This window comes from Streptomyces sp. NBC_01197 (genome assembly GCF_036010505.1).
Taxonomy (GTDB): domain Bacteria; phylum Actinomycetota; class Actinomycetes; order Streptomycetales; family Streptomycetaceae; genus Streptomyces.
In genome coordinates this window covers 924,713-943,109 of record NZ_CP108569.1, presented here as the reverse complement: position 1 = coordinate 943,109, position 18,397 = coordinate 924,713, and the positions used below count along the sequence as shown (strand labels likewise).

The following is an 18,397-nucleotide window of genomic DNA, read 5'->3' as shown; positions in this document are numbered from 1 at the left end:
CGTAGCAGGGCATCGTATGTGCCGGATGACAGGGCACCGACAGGCGGGCGGGACGAGGCCGGGGAGGACCACGGCAGGCGGGACCGAGGCGTCGGAGAGCAACACATCGAGGCGCGGGAGATCAAGACAGAGGCGGTCGACAAGATTACTGCCGATGCCCGCAGGGCATGCGAACTTCCGCTCACACGTGAACCGGTCCCTCCGGACCGCCCCGCGGCCTCAGCCTGCCGGGATATTGTCGGAATCCGTTTGCAGGCAGGGGAGGAACGATGGGGTCCCGGAAGGAACGCCCGGCTGCCGTACCGCTGCTGGAGCGGGAGAACGAGATCGCCGTGGGCGTGCACGCCGTCGACGCGCTGTGCGCGGGGGAGTCCGCCGGGGGCCTCCTCGTCTACAGCGGCGAGGCCGGTCTGGGCAAGACCGCGCTGCTCGAGGCGGTCAGCGCCCGGGCGGCCGGCCGCTGCACGGTGTGGTCGGCCCGTGGCGGCGAGACGCTCACCTCCGTGCCCTTCCACGTCGTACGCCAACTCCTGCAGCCCGCACTGACGATGCCCGGAGTCCGGGACGCCCGCGATCTGCTCGGCGACCGGTACGACATCGTCGGACCCGCACTCGGCGTCGCCCCGCCCGGCGCGCAGCAGGCCGACCCGCAGGGGGTCCGCGACGGCCTGGACGCCGTGGCCGTGCGGATCGCCGAGCTGTTCCGCCCGCTGGTGTTCATCGTGGACGACGCGCAGTGGTGCGATCTGGAGACGCTCGCCTGGCTGGCCTCCTTCACCGGGCGCGAGGGCGGCCCGCCTTTGCTCGTGGTCCTCGCGTACCGCACGGGTGAGGCGGTGGGTGACGCCGTGGAGTATCTGCGGATGCTGGAAGCGGCGGCCCGGAAGAACGTGCAGCTGCGCGCCCTCACGCCCGACGCCATCGCCCAGCTCTCCCGCAGTGCGCTCGGGGAGCACGCCGACGATCCGTTCTGCCGCGAGGTCTGGGCGGTGACCGGTGGCAACGCGTACGAGACCGTCGAGCTTCTCGCCAGGGTCCGGGACGACGCGCTGGACCCGGTGGAGGACTCGGCGGGAGCCCTGCGCGCGCTGGGCGCGTCGGCGCGCGGCTCGGGGCTGATCGCGCGTCTTGAGGAACTCGGTACCGCGGCTACCCGCTTCGCCTGGGCCGCCGGGATTCTGGGTACCGGCATCTCGCTGCACCTGGCCGGGCGGCTGGCCGGGCTGAACGAGGCCGAGGCGGCCGACTGCGCCGAGCGGCTGAGGGCGGCCCGCATCCTGACCGGGACCGACCCGATGGAGTTCGTCCACCCGCTGATCGCCGGCGCCGTCTACCGGGCGGTGCCGGGCGCCACCCGTACCGCGATGCACGGCCAGGCGGCCTGGGCCGTCACGATGGCGGGCCGGGGCGCGGCGGCCGCCGCACCGCATCTGCTTCAGGTCCACCCCGACGACGACCCCGAACTGGTCGAACAGTTGCGGGAGGCGGCGGCCGAACACCTCGCGGTGGGCGCGCCGGACGCGGCCAGGCGGTGTCTGGAGCGGGCGCTCGACGAGCCGCCGCTGCCGACCGTGCGCGCCAGTGTCCTGTACGAGCTGGGCTGCGCCACGCTGCTGACCTCACCGGCCACCACAGTCGGCCATCTGCGGGCGGCGCTCGCCCTGCCGGGGCTCGACGGCGCCCTGCGGGTGGACGCGGTCTTCCGGCTAGCCCAGGCGCTGACCCACAACAACCAGACCCGTGAGGCGGCCGAGGTGGTCGCAGCCGAGGCGAAGGTGACCGAGCCGGGCCCCGCCAGGCGGCGGCTGCAGACCGCGCACTTCCTCTGGGAGGGCGTCCAGGCGGTCGAGGACGACGGACCCGCGCGTTCCCGCCGGCTCGCCGAGATGACCGACGGTCTGGGCGGTCAGGACAACTCCGAGCGGATCCTGCTCATACTGCGCGCGTTCGACGGCACCGCCCGCGGCGAGAGCGCCGAGGAGATCGTCGAGATCTGCGACCGGGCCCTGGTCAACGGACGGCTGCCACCGGGCATCGGCTGGACCGGCACCTCCTGGGGGTTCGAGCCCGCCGCGCTCCTCGGCCTCTCCTACGCCTTCGCCGACCGGCTGGACCGGGCCGAGAGCCTCTTCTCGGAGGCGCTCCGCTCGTTCGAGGTGTCCGGCTGGAGCGGCGGCCATCTCTCGTTCGCCAACGCCCTCGTCGGCTATCTCCAGCGCAGGCGCGGCCGACTGGCCGAGGCGGAGACCTATCTGCGCGAGAGCCTGCGCCTCGCGGAGCGGGTCGGCAACGGCCTCCCGATGAACTGGGACGCCGCCTGCATGCTCATCGACACGCTGCTGGCCCGCGGCCATGTCCGGTCCGCCCGCGAGGCCGCGGAGCAGTACGGCTTCGCGCCTCCTTACCCCTCCACCATCGTCATTCCCGACGCGCCTTCCGTGCGCGGCAGGCTCCTGCTGGCCTGCGGCCGTACGAAGGAGGCCATCGCCGAACTGGAGGCCGCGGGCGAGGCGTTGCGCGAGCGGGGCCGGCACAACAGCGTCATGGCGCCCTGGGCGGCCGACCTGGTGCGGGCTCTCGCCACCGAGGACCCGGCCCGCGCGGCGCGGCTGGTGACGTATGTCCGCGACCGGGCCGAACGGTTCGGTACGGACACCGCGATCGGTGAGTCGCTGCGGACCGCGGCCGTCCTGGAGAGCGGCGGCCGTGCCGTGGAGCTGCTCGGCGGCGCCGTCGCCTATCTCGAAGCGTCACCTTGCGCGTACGAACACGCCCAGGCCCGGGTGGAGTTCGCCATCGCCGCCCGCTCCGAGCCCGACCTCGTACGCGGACTCGCCCTCGCCGAGTCCTGCGGCGCCGACGGGCTGGCCGACCGGGCCCGGCGCGCCCTGCACCTGCGCTGATACCAAGCTGTCCCCGTTCGGGGGCAGTTGAGACACATGTTTGGTGACTCCTCGTGTGTGAACAGGAGCTGACCGTGTAAAACCGGCGAGTCTATTCCTCTCAAGTGGCCACCGCAGAAGGTTGGGAGAATATGCCGCCGCGGTGATCTGATCGGGCTACGCTCGCTCATTGTGAGTTGAGATGACATGTATTCATGCACTTGTTCCCACATGTCTTGATAGTTCGATTCTGCCCACCGTCAACTGCCAGAGGGATCACATGGTTCGCGTTGAGGCGCCTCCAACCGATCGGACAGCGCCACTGGTTCGTGCGCTGCTGCTCTCCGTCGTCATGACGTCGGCAGCGACAGCCGTCGGCGCGGTCGCGGTGGACCGGGCCGCCCGGATACCCCTTGTCTGGGCCGGCGTACTGGCCACCGTCGTCATCGCCGTACTCGTCACCGCACTCGTCCGCCGCGCCTCCGCGACCCGCACGCTCCACCGGGCCTACGGCGAGCGGCTGGCGTTCCTGGAACAGCGGCTCGCCGCGCACGACGCGGAGACCGTGCGGCTCGCCAAGGAACTGATGCCGGCCGCGATCCACCGGCTCAAGCACGGTGAGTCGCCCCTTGAGGTCATGCGCATCCTCGTCGACAACAGCGAGATGTACCGCGACCTCCCCTCCGCGCAGCGCGAGATCCTCGCCTCACTGCTGAAGATCGTCGACGACGAGGAGTCGCAGCGGGAGGGCGCGCAGTTCGCGTTCGTCGGCATCGCCCGCCGCGTCCAGGCCATCGTCCACCAACAGGCGGCGGAGCTGCGGGAGATGGAGGAGGACCACGGCCGCCAGCCGGAGGTCTTCGACGACCTGCTCCGGCTCGACCACGGCAACGCGCTCATCGGCCGTCTCGCCGACAGTATCTCCGTACTCGGCGGCGCCCGGCCGGGCCGCCAGTGGCCCAAGCCCGTACCGCTGTTCAGCGTGTTGCGCGGCGCGATGTCCCGCATCCTGGAGTACCCGCGGGTCGATCTTCACTCCATCGCCAAGGTCGCCATCGTGGGCCCGGCCGTCGAGCCGTTGATCCACGCCGTCGCCGAACTCCTCGACAACGCGACCCGCTACTCGCCGCCGCAGACCCGCGTCCATGTCACCGCGGTCGAGGTGCAGACCGGGATCGCCATCGAGATCGAGGACGGCGGGGTCAGCCTCAGCGAGGAGGCCCGCAAGCGGGCCGAAGGCATGCTGATCAAGGCGCAGGCCGGCGCCGACCTGAACAACCTGGGCGAGTCGCCCCGGCTCGGTATGGCCGTCGTCGGACGGCTGAGCCAGATGTACAACCTCAAGGTGGCGCTGCGTCAGTCGGCGTACGGCGGCGTCCGGGCGGTGCTGATCGTGCCCCGCGAGATGATCACCACAGGCCCCGCCCCCGGGATCGCACACGGAATCGGTGCGGCCGGACAGCCCCGCACCGGAGCGGACACTGACATCGGCGCGTTCGCCGACCGCGTCCCCTCCAGGGCGCCGCGCAAGGTCCCCGCGCCGAAGCGGCCCGCCCCGGCGGCGCTGTCGATGGAGGACGACGTACCGGTGGTGACCGAGTGGACCCCGAACGGACTGCCGCAGCGCCGCAGCCGGCTCCGTTCGTCCTTCGGCTCCGAGCAGGCCGCGGTGCCCGCCCCGGCGCCTGAGCCCGATCCGTACACGCCCCGCGCGCCCGAAGCGACGCAGCAACCGGAGAAGGAGGAGCCCCAGCCGGGAATCTGGCTGGAGGCCTTCACGAAGGCGGCCAACGGAGTGCCGCAGGAGCGGTCGGCCGTCGGAGAGTCCGGCGAACCGTGGGACAAGGGGGACCTCGCGTGATTCAGCAACTGGGCAGCATGGACTGGATGCTCAAGGAGCTGGCCGAGGGGGTTCCCGGTATCCAGCAGATCGTGGTGCTCTCCGCGGACGGTCTGCGGATCGCCCGGCACGGCGGCGACCCGGACGGCGCGGACCGGCTCGCCGCGGCCTGCGCCGGACTCCAGAGTCTGGCGGCAGCGGTAGCCACCGAGATCCCGGACAGCGACGGGAGAATGCGGCTGGTCGTCATCGAGATCACCGGCGGGTTCTTCTATCTGATGGCCGCGGGCACCGGCTCCTATCTGGCTGTCCTCACCGACGAACGGGTCGAAGCCGGCCTGGTCGGTGCGCAGATGCGCGACATGGTGGTACGGATCGGAGCCCATCTGGCCAGCCCGCCGCGGCACGACGGGAAGGCCGGATGAATTCCCCGCCGCACCGCAGAGAACGCCGGAAGGCGGAGCCGGACTCGGGGGACCCGGAACGGCTCTATGTGATCACCGGCGGGCCGGACGGCGGCGAACGGGCTCCGCTCGACCTGGTCACCATCGTGGTGTCCCGGGCCGAGCCGTCCCCGACCGTCCAGCCGGAACAGGCCGCGATCGTACGGCTGTGCAAGTCGCCGCTGTCCGTGGCCGAGATCTCCGCCTATCTGCGCCTGCCGTTCAGCGTGGTGACCGCGCTGCTGACCGATCTCCTCGCGGCCGAACTGGTCGAGTCGCGCGCGCCCATCGTCCGCGCCGCGCTGCCGGACCGGGCCCTTCTCGAAGCGGTGATGCATGGACTCCAGAAGCTCTGACACGATCGCAGGCCCCAGGAGGGAAGACGTACTGCCCGACACGGCCACCGCCGCGGTCAAGATCGTGATCGTGGGCGGGTTCGGGGTCGGCAAGACGACGATGGTGCGTTCGGTGAGCGAGATCCGCCCGCTGACCACCGAGGAGACGATGACCCAGGCCGGGGTCGGAGTCGACGACAACTCCGGTGTGGAGAGCAAGACCGCCACCACCGTGGCGATGGACTTCGGCCGGATCAGCATCAGCGAACAACTCGTGCTCTACCTCTTCGGCACCCCCGGCCAGGAGCGCTTCTGGTTCCTGTGGAACGGCCTCTTCGAGGGCGCGCTCGGCGCCGTCGTACTGGTCGACACCCGCAGGCTGGAGGTCAGCTTCGACGTGATCGGCAGGCTGGAGGAGCGCGGCGTGCCGTTCATCGTCGCCATCAACACCTTCCCGGACGCGCCCCGCCACCGCCTGGAGGCGCTGCGGACCGCGCTCGACCTGCCCGACGAGATCCCGATCGTGGACTGCGACGCGCGCCAACGCGCCTCCAGCCGCGACACCCTGATGGCCCTCATGCGCTATCTGCACTCCCTCGCCATGCGACGCGCCCAGAGCTTTTCGTGACGACCTTCTCGTGACGTCCAGGACCTCTCGTGACGTCCAGGACCTCTTGTGACGTCCTGGACCTCGCGTGACGTGCTGAGACCTCGCGTGACGTGCTCAGACCCTCTCGTACCGTCCCGTCCGTACGTATTGGAGTGACCGTGACAACCCCCTTCGACCACCAGCCCGGCACCGGCGCGGCAGTCCCGCCGCCGCAGTGCCCGGCCCACGGGCTCGGGCCCGGCGGGCTGCGGCGGCTGTACGGGACCGAGGCAGAGCAGGACCCGATGGGCCTGTACGAGAAGCTGCGCGCCGAGCACGGCCCGGTGGCGCCCGTGCTGCTGCACGGTGACGTCCCTGCCTGGCTGGTGCTCGGCCACAGCGAGAACCTGTACATGACCCGTACGCCCTCGCTCTTCTCGCGTGACTCCCGCCGCTGGCGCGCCGTCCAGGACGGCACCGTGGCCCCCGACCACCCGCTCGCGCCGGTCTTCACCTGGCAACCGATCTGCGTCTTCGCCGACGGCGCGGAACACGAGCGGCTGCGCGGCGCGGTCACCGACGCGATGTCGCACATCGACACCCGCAGTACCCGCCGCTTCATCAACCGCTACAGCAACCGGCTGGTCAACGACTTCTGCCAGGACGGCAAGGCCGACCTCGTCAGCCGGTTCGCCGAACATCTGCCGATGATGGTGATGTGCCAGATCCTCGGGATGCCCGAGGAGTACAGCGAACGGCTGGTGCAGGCCGCCCGCGACATGATCAAGGGCACCGAGACCGCCATCGTGAGCAACGCCTATGTGATGGCCGCGCTCAACCGGCTGGTGGCCCAGCGCAGATCAGCACCGCGGGAGGACTTCGCGAGCCGGCTGATCACGCACCCCGCCGGGCTCACCGACGACGAGGTGAGCCAGCACATGAGGCTGGTGCTCATCGCCGCCTACGAGACCACCGCGAACCTGATCGCCAACGTGCTGCGCATGGTCCTCACCGACCCGCGGTTCAGGGCCCAGTTGAGCGGTGGCCATATGACGGTGCCCGAGGCAGTCGAGCAGACGCTGTGGGACGAACCGCCCTTCACCACGATCCTCGGCCGCTGGGCGGTCGGTGACACCGAGCTGGGGGGTCAGCAGATCAAGGGGGGCGACGCCCTCGTGGTCGGGATCGCCGCCGCCAACATCGACCCGGTCGTCCGCCCCGACCCGAACGCCTCCATGCAGGGCAACCGGGCCCACCTCGCCTTCAGCGGTGGTGCGCACGAGTGTCCCGGGCAGGACATCGGGCGCGCCATCGCCGACGTCGGCGTCGACGCGCTGCTGATGCGGCTCCCCGATGTGGAACTGGCCCTGGAGGAGCACGAACTGAGCTGGACCGGTTCGCTGATGTCCCGTCACCTGGACCAGCTGCCCGTGACGTTCGCGCCACGGCCGCCCCAGGACATCATGGTGGCGCCGTCCCCTGCGGCGATGCCGCCGCCCCGGACCGACTGGGAGGTCACCTCGCACGCACCCGCCGCGCCCCCCGTCGTTCCGCGGCCCGCTCCGCCGGCCCAGGCGCCGCCCGTACCGGCGCCGGAGCCCGCAGCGGCGGTACCGGCCCAGCGCGGCTCGGCACCGAAGCGGCTCTGGCGGGCGATGACCAGCTGGTGGCGCGGCTACTGACCGTCGTCGAGCTGGTCCCACCACCAGGAGACGGACGGCAGTGGAAGCGGGTCCTGGTCCACCACGGCCGGGAGCCGCTTCCACCAGCCGTCAGGGCCGGTGGAGGGGGCGCCCGGCACGGTGTACCGGGGGCAGACCGAGGCCCAGTCCAGATGGCCGCGCACGAACTGGCCCAACCCGTCGACGTACTGCCGGAGTTGGGGCCCGGCGTCCCGGAGCGCGCGCTCCCGCAGCCGCATGAAGAGCACCATCACCCGGTCGCGCATCACCACGGCCTCCTGCTGGGCGCGGAGCGCGTCGATGCCGTACTCCTGGGCCAGTACGTCGATCAGGTTCAGATCGTCGTCGGCGCGCAGGATTTCCTTGTTGCGGGAGTAGAGGTCGTTGTCCCAGCTGACCAGCGTCCAGGCGATCTCGGTCAGCGCGCGTATCCGGGGATCTTCCAGTTCCTCGTCGGTGAGCGTCAGCCCTCCGGTGATCTCGATCATCGCGGTGGAGGGGGCCATCCCTATGGCACGCATCCAGAGGGTGACGTAGTCGTCCAGCGAGGGGAGGCCCGGGCTGGTGCGCCAGGACGCCTCCCAGACGAGCCCGGAGGTGTAGACGCGCATGGCCTCGGTCCAGCGGCGCAGCTGCACCGGCGTCGCATGGCGGGCGAGGTCGATCCTGATCGACCGGAGCGCGGCCGTGCGCGCGGACTCGCCGGGCGCGGGGGCCGCGTACGGGGCCTCGACGGCGCGCATGATGCGGCCGGTCTCCTGGGCGAGCAGACCGGCGGTGGCGTAGGACTCGTCGCACAGTCCGTCGTCGAGCGAGAACAGCACGGCGTGCAGCCGGGCCATCAGGGTCAGTGGCTCGATCCATCCGTACGGCATGGTCGATGCGGTGAGGCCGCCGAAGTCGCAGAGGGTGAGACGGCGCCGCTGCTGCTCGTCGGTGTCCATGTCCTGCTGCAGCATCCACCGTACGGTCGCCTCGTTGAGCGAGGCCGCCGCGGGGTGTGAGCCGGGCGGCACCGGGCAGTAGAAAGGCGCTGCTGGGAGCTGCTGAACCAGCCGCTGCTGCGGGGCGATGGTCATGATCAGCCTCCAAGTGCGGAATGCCTGACGATGCGCTGGAGCATATACGCCCACGCCCGATCGTTGTTTACTCTACAACTACCCGACGTGTGACCTCAATTGATCAATAATTGTCCTGAAACGAATCTAGCGCAGGTGTCTTCCGCGGTCGATGGTCTTTGCCCGGAGCCTGGAACCGAGTCCGTGCCCGGGATCGAGTCCGTGCCTGGGATCGAGCCTGCAATCGAGATACCTCCGGTACCCGTTGACCTCGCCGCCGGGGCCGGCAGAGAGGACTCTCCGTATGTCCCGCACCGCTCCCAGAACCGCCCAACTGCGCGCAGCCGGTGTCGGTCTGGTCGTCGACCTGTCAGCTCCGCTGCCCCGGATCCTGCACTGGGGTGAGGATCTGGGCGGCCTCACGGACGAGGAGTGCGCCGCGCTCGCGCTCACCGCCGATGGTGCCGCGCTCCACAACGCCCTGGACGAACCAAGGCAGTTCACCGTCTGGCCCACCGAGGCCGACGGCTGGTCCGGCACCCCCGCCCACCAGGGCCATCTGGCAGGCACCGGCACCACGCCGAAGCCCCGTCTCGTCGCTGCCGAGCAGAGCGACGGCGAACTGGTCGTCCACCTCACCGAGGACGGCGCGGCCCTCGATCTCACCCTCGCCTACCGGCTGGACCCCTCCGGGGTGCTCGCGGTACGGACCACGGTCGCCCGGCGGTTGGACGCGGACCCCGTTCCGTACGACCTCAGCGGTGTCACCACCCTGCTGCCGCTGCCGCGCAGGGCCTCGGAGATCCTCGACTTCACCGGCAGGTGGTGCCGCGAACGGTCCCCGCAGCGCAGGCCGTTCGGTCACGGCAGCCATGTACGGGAGCAGCGCAGGGGGCGGACCGGCCAGGACTCCCCGTACCTCCTTACGGCCGGGGTGGCCGGCTTCGGATTCCGTACCGGCGAGGTGTGGGGCGTACACATCGGCTGGAGCGGCAATCAGCGCTGGCTGGCCGAGCGGTTGCCCGAGGGCGCCGGGGCGCACGCCGCCGTGCTCGGCGGCGGGGAACTCCTCGCGCCGGGTGAGATACGGCTGGCGCCGGGGGAGACGTACACCTCGCCGGTCTGCTGGTTCAGCTGGTCAGGCACCGGGCTCGACGGGCTCGCCGACCGCTTCCACGCGCTGCTCAGGTCCCGCCCCTCGCATCCGGTGACCCCGCGCCCGCTCACCCTGAACAGCTGGGAGGCCGTGTACTTCGACCACCGGCCCGAGCGTCTCGTCGCCCTCGCCGACACGGCAGCCGACATCGGAGTCGAGAGGTTCGTGCTGGACGACGGCTGGTTCCTCGGCCGCCGGGACGACACCGCCGGGCTCGGGGACTGGACCGTCGACACCTCGGTGTGGCCCGACGGACTGACCCCGCTCGCCGACCGGGTGCACGAACGCGGCATGCAGTTCGGACTCTGGGTCGAGCCCGAGATGGTCAACCTCGACTCGGAGCTGGCCCGCGCCCACCCCGGGTGGATCCTCGGGCCGAGCGCCGGACTCGGCCCCGGCTCCCGCCATCAGTACGCGCTCAACATCGGGCACCGAGATGCGTGGGCGTATCTGCTCAAGTCGCTCGACGTGATCGTCACCCGGTACTCCGTCGACTATCTGAAATGGGACCACAACAGGGACCTGCACGAAGCAGTCCAGCGGTCGGCGGACGGCCGCGACCTGCCGGGCGTGCACGCGCAGACCGAGGCGCTGTACCGGCTGCTCGACGCGCTCAAAGAAAGGCATCCCGGTCTTGAGATCGAGAGCTGCTCCAGCGGCGGGGCCCGCGTCGACCTGGGGATCCTGGACCGTACGGACCGGGTGTGGGCCTCGGACTGCAACGACCCCGTCGAGCGCCAGGCCATCCAGCGCTGGACCGGCCAGCTGCTGCCGCCCGAGCTGATCGGCTCGCATGTCGGCGAGGCCCGCAGCCACACCACCGGGCGGATCACGGACAGCTCCTTCCGGCTGCTCACCGCGCTGTTCGCACACGCCGGGATCGAGCGCGACCTCGGCGCCTGCTCACCGGGCGAACTGGCGGAGCTGAGGGCCTGGGGCGCGCTCTACAAGGAGCTGCGGCCGCTGCTGCACAGCGGACGGGTGGTCCGCGCTGATCTCGGCGGTGACGCCGCGATGCTGCACGGGGTGGTGGCCCCCGACGCGAGCGCCGCCGTGTACTGCTGGGCGCAGCTGGCCAGTTCGCCGGAGGCCCAGCCGGGGCGGGTCGCGCTGCCCGGCCTGGACCGTACGGGGAGCTACCGGGTCCGGGTCAGGACGGAGGCCGGGCTGCCCTCGTTCCGCGAAGTGGTGGCGCCCGCCTGGATCACGGCCGCCCTGGACGGGTGGGTGGCGCTGCCCGGAGCGGTGCTCAGTGGAGCAGGGGTGCCGATGCCGGTGCTCGATCCGGGGCAGGCGCTGCTGATCGAGGTACGGAGTGCGGCGGGGGTGGGGCAGACGAGGTGGGCGGGGCCTGCGGCCGCCGGAGCTTGACGGTGGTGGGCAGCTCGGCCCTGGCGGTCGGCGGCAGAAGGGCGGGCGGCCCGGCTGGGGCGGATGGCCGTGGAGAGACCGGCGGCTCGACTCCGGCGGCTGTGCCCGGGAAGGCCGTCGGCTCCGCTGAGGTGGGTGGCGGCGGCGCGGCCGGTGGCTGAGCCGCCGCCAGTGTCGTGGTCGCCCGGGTGAGGAGGACCACGCCCCGGGCGGCGGCCACGGCTCCCACGGCGGCGAGCAGCACGCCGACAGCGCCGCCCTGGAGGCGTTCGCCCAGCAGGGCCAGGCCGATCGCCGAAGCGGCGACGGGGTTGGCGAGCGTGACCATGGCGAGCGGGGCGCCGAGGCCGCCCCGGTACGCGGTCTGCGAGAGCAGCAGCCCGCCCACCGCGAAGGCCGCGACGAGCAGCGCCACGACGGCCGTCCCCCAGCTGATCACCGGGCCGTGGGTGTGGTCGGTGACCGAGACCGTCACGGTCTGGGTGAGCGCCGACGCGACGCCCGATACGAGCCCGGACGCGGTGGCGAACCGCAGCCCGGGGCGTGCGCCGGACCTGCCCGCACGCCGTACGAGTGCGGCGACCAGCAGGACAGCCACCGCCGCGATACCCAGCGCCTCGGGCAATGAGAGCGTCTCGTGCGGAGGCGTGCCCCCTGCGGCCAGCAGCAGCGCCGCCAGGCCGAGAAGTGTGAGGACGGTGCCCCGCCACTCGGTCCTGGCGACCCGGCGCCCGGCGAGCCGTGCGCCCAGCGGGACGGCCGCGACCAGGGTGAGCGCCCCGAGCGGCTGTACGAGGGTGAGTGACCCGTACTTCAGCGCCGCCACATGCAGCAGGGCCGCTGCCGCGTTGAGGCCGACCGCCCACCACCAGGCACCGTGTCCGAGCAGCCGCAGGAGCCCGGAGCCCGGCCGGGTACGGGATGCGAGGCGCTCCTGCGCGACCGCGGCCGTGGCATAGCCGACGGCGGAGAGGAGTGAGAGGGCGACGGCGGCCAGAGTGGCGTTCATGGGCACACTCCTCGGGCGGCGAGCGCGCGGGCGGGGGCGGGGTACGGCTCCCCTTCGACTGGCCTGGCGAGGAGACTCATCACCCCGACTCCTTTGCATTGCGTAACGGAAAGTTCGAGGCGGAGCCCAGGGGGTCCGGATCACACCTCATCGAAACGACAGTGTACCGATACGGAGACGTATCGGTACACCAGCGTATCGGTACACTGGCGTATCGGTACGATGGAGTCCCGATGCTGCTCGTCACACGGAAAGGGAGAGCTCATGTCGTCCCAGGATTCCGCGACGCCGTCCTCGCGCTCCAAGATCACACCGGAGCGTGAGCAGGAGTTCTACGAGGCGGTACTGGACCTTCTCCGTGAGGGCGGCTACGACTCGCTGACGATGGAGGGCGTCGCGTCCCGGTCGCGCTGCGGCAAGTCCACGCTCTACCGGCAGTGGGGGAGCAAGCCGCAGCTGGTGGCCTGCGCCCTGCGCGGCACCCGCGCCGGGAACCTCACCAGCATCGACACCGGTACGCTCGCGGGAGACCTGCGGGCGACCGCGAAGTCGCTGGGGGCGCACTCGGGGCGCGATACCCCGCTGATGCACGCGCTCAGCCACGCGGCCATGCAGAACCCGGAGCTCCTTGAGGCGCTGCGCGAAGGGCTGGTCGAGCCGGCAGCGGCTGCGATCAACGCGATGGTCACCCGTGCGGTGGGCCGGGGTGAGGTCGCGGCGGACAACCCGGCGCTGGAGTTCGTAGCGCCGCAGCTGCTGGTCGCGATGCGGATCCGGCCGATGCTGGAGGGCAACTACGGTGATGCGGAGTACCTCAGCCGCTTCATCGAGGGGGCGGTGCTTCCCGCACTGGGACTGGCGGGCTCCGGTGAGCGCGAGGCCCTGAAGGCGCCGGATCCCGCGAGTCCGGCCTGACGCACATCGAGAGGCCCGAGTCCTGAAGAGACCGGGCCCTGAAGACTGGCGGCCGTCGCCGAGCGGATGACGGCGGACCGCCTGCGCCGCACCGTGGGGACGGGGGCGGCGCGCCCCTCCGCCCGGAGCCCGCCCGCACATCGGCGGACTCCGGGCGGCGCAGGGGGTGCTGGGTGACCGGCGCGCCGCTCTACAACTCCTGGCGGAACGCGTCGAGTTCGGGTGCCGTCTTCGTTGCGATGAACTCGGTGATCCGGTACGTGCAGACGCCCGCGAGGACGAACGGGTCCGTCGCGGTGAGCTTCTCCATCGATGCGCGGTCCTCGCCGACCGCGAGGATGATCCCGCCGTCGCGTGGATTCTTGCGGCCCGACGCGATGAAGACGCCTGCCGCGTACGAGGCGTTCAGCCAGACGACATGCTCGCCGAGCAGCTCGTCCACGCGCTCGATGGGGCCGGTGTAGGTCAATTCCAGTACGAACATGATCCGCAGGCTAGTGCCTCGCCGCTAGCTGGCCGGTGCGGCTCCGGCTCTCCGTTCGCCGTTCTCCGTTCCCCGTCCGGTCCGAATCGGGCTGGTACCCGGTCGTCCGGTGGGTCGGTGTGCAGCCCGGTGCGTCGTTGACGGAGCCCCCGCGCTGCCGTGTGCCGTCTGCGGGCAGAATGCAGGGTATGTCCCGACGTACCCCCCGGCCGCAGCGTCCCCAGCAGCCCCGCCGGTCCCAGCGGAGCCGGCCCGCCGCCGACGCGCCCTGCCCCTGCGGTCTCCCCGCCCCGTACGGCGAGTGCTGCGGCCGCTTCCACAGCGGGCTGTCCGCCGCGCCCACCGCCGAGGCCCTGATGCGCTCCCGGTTCAGTGCTTTCGCCGTCGAGGACGCCGCGTATCTGCTGCGCAGCTGGCACCCGGAAACAAGGCCGCCCCGCGTCGACTTCGACGCGGGGCAGCGCTGGCAGGGCCTGGAGATCCTCGCGACCACCGGGGGCACCGCCTTCCACACCACGGGCACGGTCACCTTCCGCGCCCACTACACCTTTCGGGGGGAGCCCGGCGAGCTTCGCGAGCACAGCCGGTTCGAGAGGTTCGAGGGCGCCTGGGTGTACGTCGACGGGTCCGTGGAGGGGGACGGGCCCTTCGTGGAGGGGGACGGTGTCATGGACGGAGACGGCGGAGCGGCGCGGTGATTCCAGTCAGCAGGTGAAGTCGACCTGCTTGAACGTGACGTAGTGATCGGCGGTGTAGTAGTCCTCGGCGGTCTTCTCGCCCGTGATGATGCGCCGGGCCCCGCGGGTCGGGCTGCCCGGGGTCTTCACCGTGTACTCGTGGTAGTAGCCGGTGGACTGCGACGGCAGTACGCCCTCCCGGTTCTGGAAGACGACCCCGTCCTGCGAGTACGGGAACGGGCCGTTGGTCTTGATGAGGTCCAGCGTGTCGTGTGCCTGGGAGGGGAGGGCGCCGTAACAGATGGTGCCGCTCACGGTGGCGTGGGCTTCGGTCGCGAGGAACACGGTAGGCGTGACGACGATCGCGGTGGCGATGCCGACGGCGGCAGCACGGGTGCGCAACGCGCGTAGAGTGATTCGCATGGGTCCAGGATGAGGGCGCCGGGAGCCCAGCGGAAGTGGTGTGATGAACCGTCACCTCCGCTTTACCCGGGGGTGATTGACCTCTACCGAACTTTCACGCGATGCGCGCGCACGGGCCGGCCGCGATGTGGTTCCGGGAAGCGTCCTGAGCGGCCGGCGGGACAGCGCGGGGGCGGCCGGCGGGCGGCACGGAGCGGCCAGGCCAAGGCCGCCGGGACGTCGCGTGAAGCTCCGCTGTGACCCCGCTTAAGAAAACCTCGATGGACTTGGGAGGCTGCCGCTCGGCAGATTGGTGGCGTCCACCGAACGTCCCGAACGTCACCGTCACGCCTGGAGCCGCCGCGATGAAGGCCCTTGTCAAGCAGCATGCCGAGCCCGGGCTGTGGCTCCTGGACGTTCCCGAGCCCGAGGCCGGACCCGGCGACGTACTGATCAAGGTGGCGCGCACCGGCATCTGCGGTACGGACCTGCACATCCGCGCCTGGGACGGCTGGGCGCAGCAGGCCGTCGGGACACCGCTGATCCTCGGCCATGAGTTCGTCGGCGAGGTGGCCGAGGTCGGCGCCGACGTCACCGACATCGCCGTCGGCGACCTGGTCAGCGGCGAGGGCCACCTGGTCTGCGGCAAGTGCCGCAACTGTCTCGCGGGGCGCCGGCATCTGTGCCGCTCCACGGTGGGCCTCGGTGTCGGTCGCAACGGCGCGTTCGCCGAGTACGTGGTGCTCCCCGCCTCGAACGTCTGGGTGCACCGCACCAAGGTCGACCTCGATGTCGCCGCGATCTTCGACCCGTTCGGCAACGCCGTCCACACCGCGCTCTCCTTCCCGCTGGTCGGCGAGGACGTGCTCATCACCGGCGCGGGCCCGATCGGCATCATGGCGGCGGCCGTGGCGAAGCACGCCGGAGCGCGCAACGTCGTGATCACCGATGTCAGCCCCTACCGCCTGGACCTGGCCCGCAAGGCCGGTGCGACCCTCGCGCTCAACGTCGCCGAGAGCGGCATCGCCGACGCGCAGCGCAGCCTGGGCCTCAGGGAGGGCTTCGATATCGGCCTGGAGATGTCCGGGCGGCCCGAGGCCATGCGCGACATGGTGGACAACATGACCCACGGCGGCCGTATCGCGATGCTGGGGCTGCCCGCCGAGGAGTTCGCCGTCGACTGGGCGAAGATCGTCACCTCGATGATCACGGTCAAGGGCATCTACGGCCGGGAGATGTTCGAGACCTGGTACGCGATGACGGTGCTGCTCGAAGGCGGTCTCGACCTCTCCCCGGTGATCACGGGCAAGTACGCCTGCCAGGACTTCGACGCGGCCTTCGACGAGGCCGCCGGCGGCCACTGCGGCAAGATCATTCTCGACTGGACGGCCTGACCCGTACCCCCTGACCCGAACACCATGAGGAGCACCCCGATGTACGAGTCCGTCCGCGACGGTCTGCGCGCCACCCTCGACGAGATCACCGAAGCCGGTCTCTTCAAGCCCGAGCGTGTCATCTCCACCCCGCAGAGCGCGGCCGTCGGCGTCGCGTCCGGCGAGGTGCTGAACTTCTGCGCCAACAACTACCTCGGCCTCGCCGACCACCCCGATGTGGTCGCCGCCGCCAAGGACGCGCTGGACCGCTGGGGCTACGGCATGGCGTCCGTACGTTTCATCTGCGGCACCCAGGACGTCCACAAGCAGCTGGAGCAGCGCCTGTCGGCCTTCCTCGGCCAGGAGGACACGATCCTCTACTCCTCCTGCTTCGACGCCAACGGCGGAGTCTTCGAGACGCTGCTCGGCCCCGAGGACGCGGTGATCTCCGACGCCCTCAACCACGCCTCCATCATCGACGGCATCCGCCTCTCCAAGGCCCGCCGCTTCCGCTACGCCAACCGCGACCTCGCCGACCTGGAGCAGCAGCTCAAGGCCGCGACCGAGGGCGGGGCCCGGCGCCGGCTCATCGTGACCGACGGCGTGTTCTCCATGGACGGGTACGTCGCCCCGCTCGCCGAGATCTGCGACCTGGCCGACCGCTACGACGCGATGGTCATGGTGGACGACTCGCACGCCGTCGGCTTCGTCGGCGCGGGCGGCCGCGGCACCCCGGAGCTGCACGGGGTGATGGACCGGGTCGACATCATCACCGGCACCCTCGGCAAGGCGCTCGGCGGAGCCTCCGGCGGGTACGTCGCCGCCCGCGCCGAGATCGTCGCCCTGCTGCGCCAGCGGTCGCGCCCGTACCTCTTCTCGAACTCGCTGGCCCCGGTGATAGCCGCCGCGTCGCTCAAGGTCCTCGACCTGATCGAGTCCGCAGGAGAGCTGCGTGAGCGCCTCGACGCCAACACCCGCCTGTTCCGTACGAAGATGACCGAGGCCGGCTTCGAGATCCTCCCCGGCGACCACGCCATCGCCCCCGTGATGATCGGCGACGCGGCCGAGGCGGGCCGGATGGCCGAGCTGCTGCTCGAACGCGGTGTCTACGTGATCGGCTTCTCGTACCCGGTGGTCCCGATGGACAAGGCGCGCATCCGGGTCCAGCTCTCGGCCGCGCACTCCACCGCCGACGTGGAGCGGGCCGTGGCCGCGTTCATCGACGCACGGGCGACAATGGCAGGGTGATCGACCCCCGCCGCCTGCGTATCCTGCGGGCCGTGGCGGACCACCGTACGGTGACCGCCGCGGCCGCAGCGCTCTATCTGACCCCGTCGGCCGTCTCCCAGCAGCTCGCCGCGCTGGAGCAGGAGACCGGCCACGCGCTGCTGACCCGCAGCGGGCGCGGGGTACGGCTGACGGCCGCCGGTGAGATCCTGCTCACCCACGCCCACGCCGTCCTCGCCCAGCTGGAACGCGCCGAGGCCGAGCTCGCCTCGTACGCGGGCGGAGCATCCGGGGAGGTGACCGTCGCCGCCTTCGCGACCGGGATCGCCGAGGTGCTGGCCCCGGCGATCCGTACCCTCGCCGCGGGCAGCCCCGGTATCCGGGTCCGGGCCAGGGACTCCGAGGGGGACGAGAGCCTCACCCTCGTCCTGGACGGGGAGGCCGATCTGGCGCTGGCCGTCGAGTACCGGGGCGCGCCCCGCGAGGACGACCGCAGGCTCGCCCGGGTGCCGCTGTACGCCGAACCCTTCGACGCGGTGCTGCCCGCGGACGACCCCCTCGGCCAGGGCCCGCACGTCACCCTCGCGGAGCTGGCCGACAGCGAGTGGATCGGGCCCTATCCGGGCAACCCCTGCCACGACGTGGTTCTCCTCGCCTGCGAGCGCGCCGGTTTTCAGCCCCGCCTGGTGCACTCGTCGGACGACTTCAGGGCCGTCGTCGCGCTGGCCGGCGCGGGTGCGGGGGTCGCGCTGGTGCCGCGTTCGGCGCTGCGCGGGATGGAGCTGAAGGACACAGTGGTCCGCCCGGTGGAGGGCCCGGCCGCCACCCGCCGGGTGTTCGCCGCCGTACGCCGGGGCGCCGAGGAACATCCGCTGTTCCGGCCGCTCCTCGACGCCCTCGTCGCGGCCGCGGCCGGACTGACCACGGACTGACCGCACACCGGACCCGGCCCGG

At 71.4% G+C, this 18,397-nt stretch carries 15 protein-coding genes and 1 pseudogene; 12 read left to right on the top strand and 4 right to left on the bottom strand.

The annotated features are described in order from the left end of the window. Window positions 1–269 precede the first annotated feature (269 nt). From OG452_RS04210 to OG452_RS04185, 6 genes are all read left to right on the top strand, one after another. Complete coding sequence (locus OG452_RS04210) at window positions 270–2,903, top strand: ATP-binding protein (RefSeq protein WP_327294252.1); 2,634 nt, start codon at window positions 270–272, stop codon at window positions 2,901–2,903. 259 nt (window positions 2,904–3,162) lie between these two features. Next, window positions 3,163–4,743, top strand: a complete 1,581-nt coding sequence (locus OG452_RS04205) for an ATP-binding protein (RefSeq protein ID WP_327294251.1) — start codon at window positions 3,163–3,165, stop codon at window positions 4,741–4,743. Further along, complete coding sequence (locus tag OG452_RS04200; protein ID WP_327294250.1) at window positions 4,740–5,147, top strand: roadblock/LC7 domain-containing protein; 408 nt, start codon at window positions 4,740–4,742, stop codon at window positions 5,145–5,147. Before OG452_RS04205 ends, OG452_RS04200 begins: the two co-directional genes overlap by 4 nt. Next, on the top strand, window positions 5,144–5,521 hold the full coding sequence (locus OG452_RS04195; protein WP_327294249.1) for a DUF742 domain-containing protein: 378 nt from the start codon (window positions 5,144–5,146) through the stop codon (window positions 5,519–5,521). The genes OG452_RS04200 and OG452_RS04195 overlap by 4 nt, the downstream gene beginning before the upstream one ends. After that, a complete protein-coding gene (locus OG452_RS04190) occupies window positions 5,502–6,128 on the top strand; it encodes a GTP-binding protein (RefSeq protein WP_327294248.1) in 627 nt (208 codons plus the stop codon). Before OG452_RS04195 ends, OG452_RS04190 begins: the two co-directional genes overlap by 20 nt. Before the next feature lie 140 nt (window positions 6,129–6,268). Then, complete coding sequence (locus OG452_RS04185) at window positions 6,269–7,771, top strand: cytochrome P450 (RefSeq protein ID WP_327294247.1); 1,503 nt, start codon at window positions 6,269–6,271, stop codon at window positions 7,769–7,771. Here OG452_RS04185 and OG452_RS04180 read toward each other — a convergent pair. Continuing rightward, window positions 7,765–8,850 (bottom strand): terpene synthase family protein, encoded by a 1,086-nt coding sequence (locus tag OG452_RS04180; protein WP_327294246.1) that lies wholly within the window; start codon window positions 8,848–8,850, stop codon window positions 7,765–7,767. The genes OG452_RS04185 and OG452_RS04180 overlap by 7 nt on opposite strands. A 283-nt stretch (window positions 8,851–9,133) precedes the next feature. Here OG452_RS04180 and OG452_RS04175 point away from each other — a divergent pair. Then, a pseudogene (locus tag OG452_RS04175) lies at window positions 9,134–11,308 on the top strand (alpha-galactosidase); the annotation flags it as partial. On the opposite strand, the gene OG452_RS04170 reads toward OG452_RS04175, so the two are convergent. Further along, window positions 11,235–12,365 carry a DMT family transporter gene (locus tag OG452_RS04170; RefSeq protein ID WP_327294245.1) on the bottom strand — a complete coding sequence of 377 codons (1,131 nt, stop codon included), beginning with the start codon at window positions 12,363–12,365 and terminating at the stop codon, window positions 11,235–11,237. The pseudogene OG452_RS04175 and the gene OG452_RS04170 sit on opposite strands and share 74 nt — an antisense overlap. 264 nt (window positions 12,366–12,629) lie before the next feature. Between OG452_RS04170 and OG452_RS04165 the strand changes: the two genes are divergently transcribed. Continuing rightward, window positions 12,630–13,280 carry a TetR/AcrR family transcriptional regulator gene (locus OG452_RS04165; RefSeq protein ID WP_327294244.1) on the top strand — a complete coding sequence of 217 codons (651 nt, stop codon included), beginning with the start codon at window positions 12,630–12,632 and terminating at the stop codon, window positions 13,278–13,280. A 190-nt stretch (window positions 13,281–13,470) separates the two neighbouring features. Here OG452_RS04165 and OG452_RS04160 read toward each other — a convergent pair whose 3' ends face one another. Continuing rightward, a complete protein-coding gene (locus OG452_RS04160) occupies window positions 13,471–13,764 on the bottom strand; it encodes a YciI family protein (protein WP_327294243.1) in 294 nt (97 codons plus the stop codon). 188 nt (window positions 13,765–13,952) lie between these two features. Here OG452_RS04160 and OG452_RS04155 point away from each other — a divergent pair, with 188 nt between their 5' ends. Next, a complete protein-coding gene (locus tag OG452_RS04155) occupies window positions 13,953–14,462 on the top strand; it encodes a YchJ family protein (protein WP_327294242.1) in 510 nt (169 codons plus the stop codon). 6 nt (window positions 14,463–14,468) lie between these two features. Here OG452_RS04155 and OG452_RS04150 read toward each other — a convergent pair whose 3' ends face one another. Beyond that, on the bottom strand, window positions 14,469–14,864 hold the full coding sequence (locus OG452_RS04150; RefSeq protein ID WP_327294241.1) for a ribonuclease domain-containing protein: 396 nt from the start codon (window positions 14,862–14,864) through the stop codon (window positions 14,469–14,471). Between the two features lie 344 nt (window positions 14,865–15,208). Between OG452_RS04150 and tdh the strand changes: the two genes are divergently transcribed. The 3 genes from tdh to OG452_RS04135 are packed head-to-tail and all read left to right on the top strand — an operon-like array spanning window position 15,209 to window position 18,375. Then, entirely contained in the window at window positions 15,209–16,237 is a 1,029-nt protein-coding gene (gene tdh / locus OG452_RS04145) for an L-threonine 3-dehydrogenase (protein ID WP_327294240.1), read from the top strand. Between the two features lie 39 nt (window positions 16,238–16,276). Next, window positions 16,277–17,464, top strand: coding sequence for a glycine C-acetyltransferase (locus OG452_RS04140; protein WP_327294239.1), 1,188 nt, complete (start codon window positions 16,277–16,279; stop codon window positions 17,462–17,464). Then, the gene (locus tag OG452_RS04135; protein ID WP_327294238.1) at window positions 17,461–18,375 is read left to right on the top strand and encodes a LysR family transcriptional regulator; all 915 of its coding nucleotides are present in this window, start codon (window positions 17,461–17,463) and stop codon (window positions 18,373–18,375) included. Before OG452_RS04140 ends, OG452_RS04135 begins: the two co-directional genes overlap by 4 nt. Window positions 18,376–18,397 lie beyond the last annotated feature (22 nt).

Excerpts from the sequence above, each read along its gene's own strand:
- OG452_RS04210 (WP_327294252.1), top strand. The coding sequence starts at position 270 with ATGGGGTCCCGGAAGGAACGCCCGGCTGCCGTACCGCTGCTGGAGCGG.
- OG452_RS04205 (WP_327294251.1), top strand. The coding sequence starts at position 3,163 with ATGGTTCGCGTTGAGGCGCCTCCAACCGATCGGACAGCGCCACTGGTT.
- OG452_RS04195 (WP_327294249.1), top strand. The coding sequence starts at position 5,144 with ATGAATTCCCCGCCGCACCGCAGAGAACGCCGGAAGGCGGAGCCGGAC.
- OG452_RS04190 (WP_327294248.1), top strand. The coding sequence starts at position 5,502 with ATGGACTCCAGAAGCTCTGACACGATCGCAGGCCCCAGGAGGGAAGAC.
- OG452_RS04180 (WP_327294246.1), bottom strand. The coding sequence starts at position 8,850 with ATGACCATCGCCCCGCAGCAGCGGCTGGTTCAGCAGCTCCCAGCAGCG.
- OG452_RS04170 (WP_327294245.1), bottom strand. The coding sequence starts at position 12,365 with ATGAACGCCACTCTGGCCGCCGTCGCCCTCTCACTCCTCTCCGCCGTC.
- OG452_RS04165 (WP_327294244.1), top strand. The coding sequence starts at position 12,630 with ATGTCGTCCCAGGATTCCGCGACGCCGTCCTCGCGCTCCAAGATCACA.
- OG452_RS04160 (WP_327294243.1), bottom strand. The coding sequence starts at position 13,764 with ATGTTCGTACTGGAATTGACCTACACCGGCCCCATCGAGCGCGTGGAC.
- OG452_RS04155 (WP_327294242.1), top strand. The coding sequence starts at position 13,953 with ATGTCCCGACGTACCCCCCGGCCGCAGCGTCCCCAGCAGCCCCGCCGG.
- OG452_RS04150 (WP_327294241.1), bottom strand. The coding sequence starts at position 14,864 with ATGCGAATCACTCTACGCGCGTTGCGCACCCGTGCTGCCGCCGTCGGC.
- tdh (WP_327294240.1), top strand. The coding sequence starts at position 15,209 with ATGAAGGCCCTTGTCAAGCAGCATGCCGAGCCCGGGCTGTGGCTCCTG.
- OG452_RS04140 (WP_327294239.1), top strand. The coding sequence starts at position 16,277 with ATGTACGAGTCCGTCCGCGACGGTCTGCGCGCCACCCTCGACGAGATC.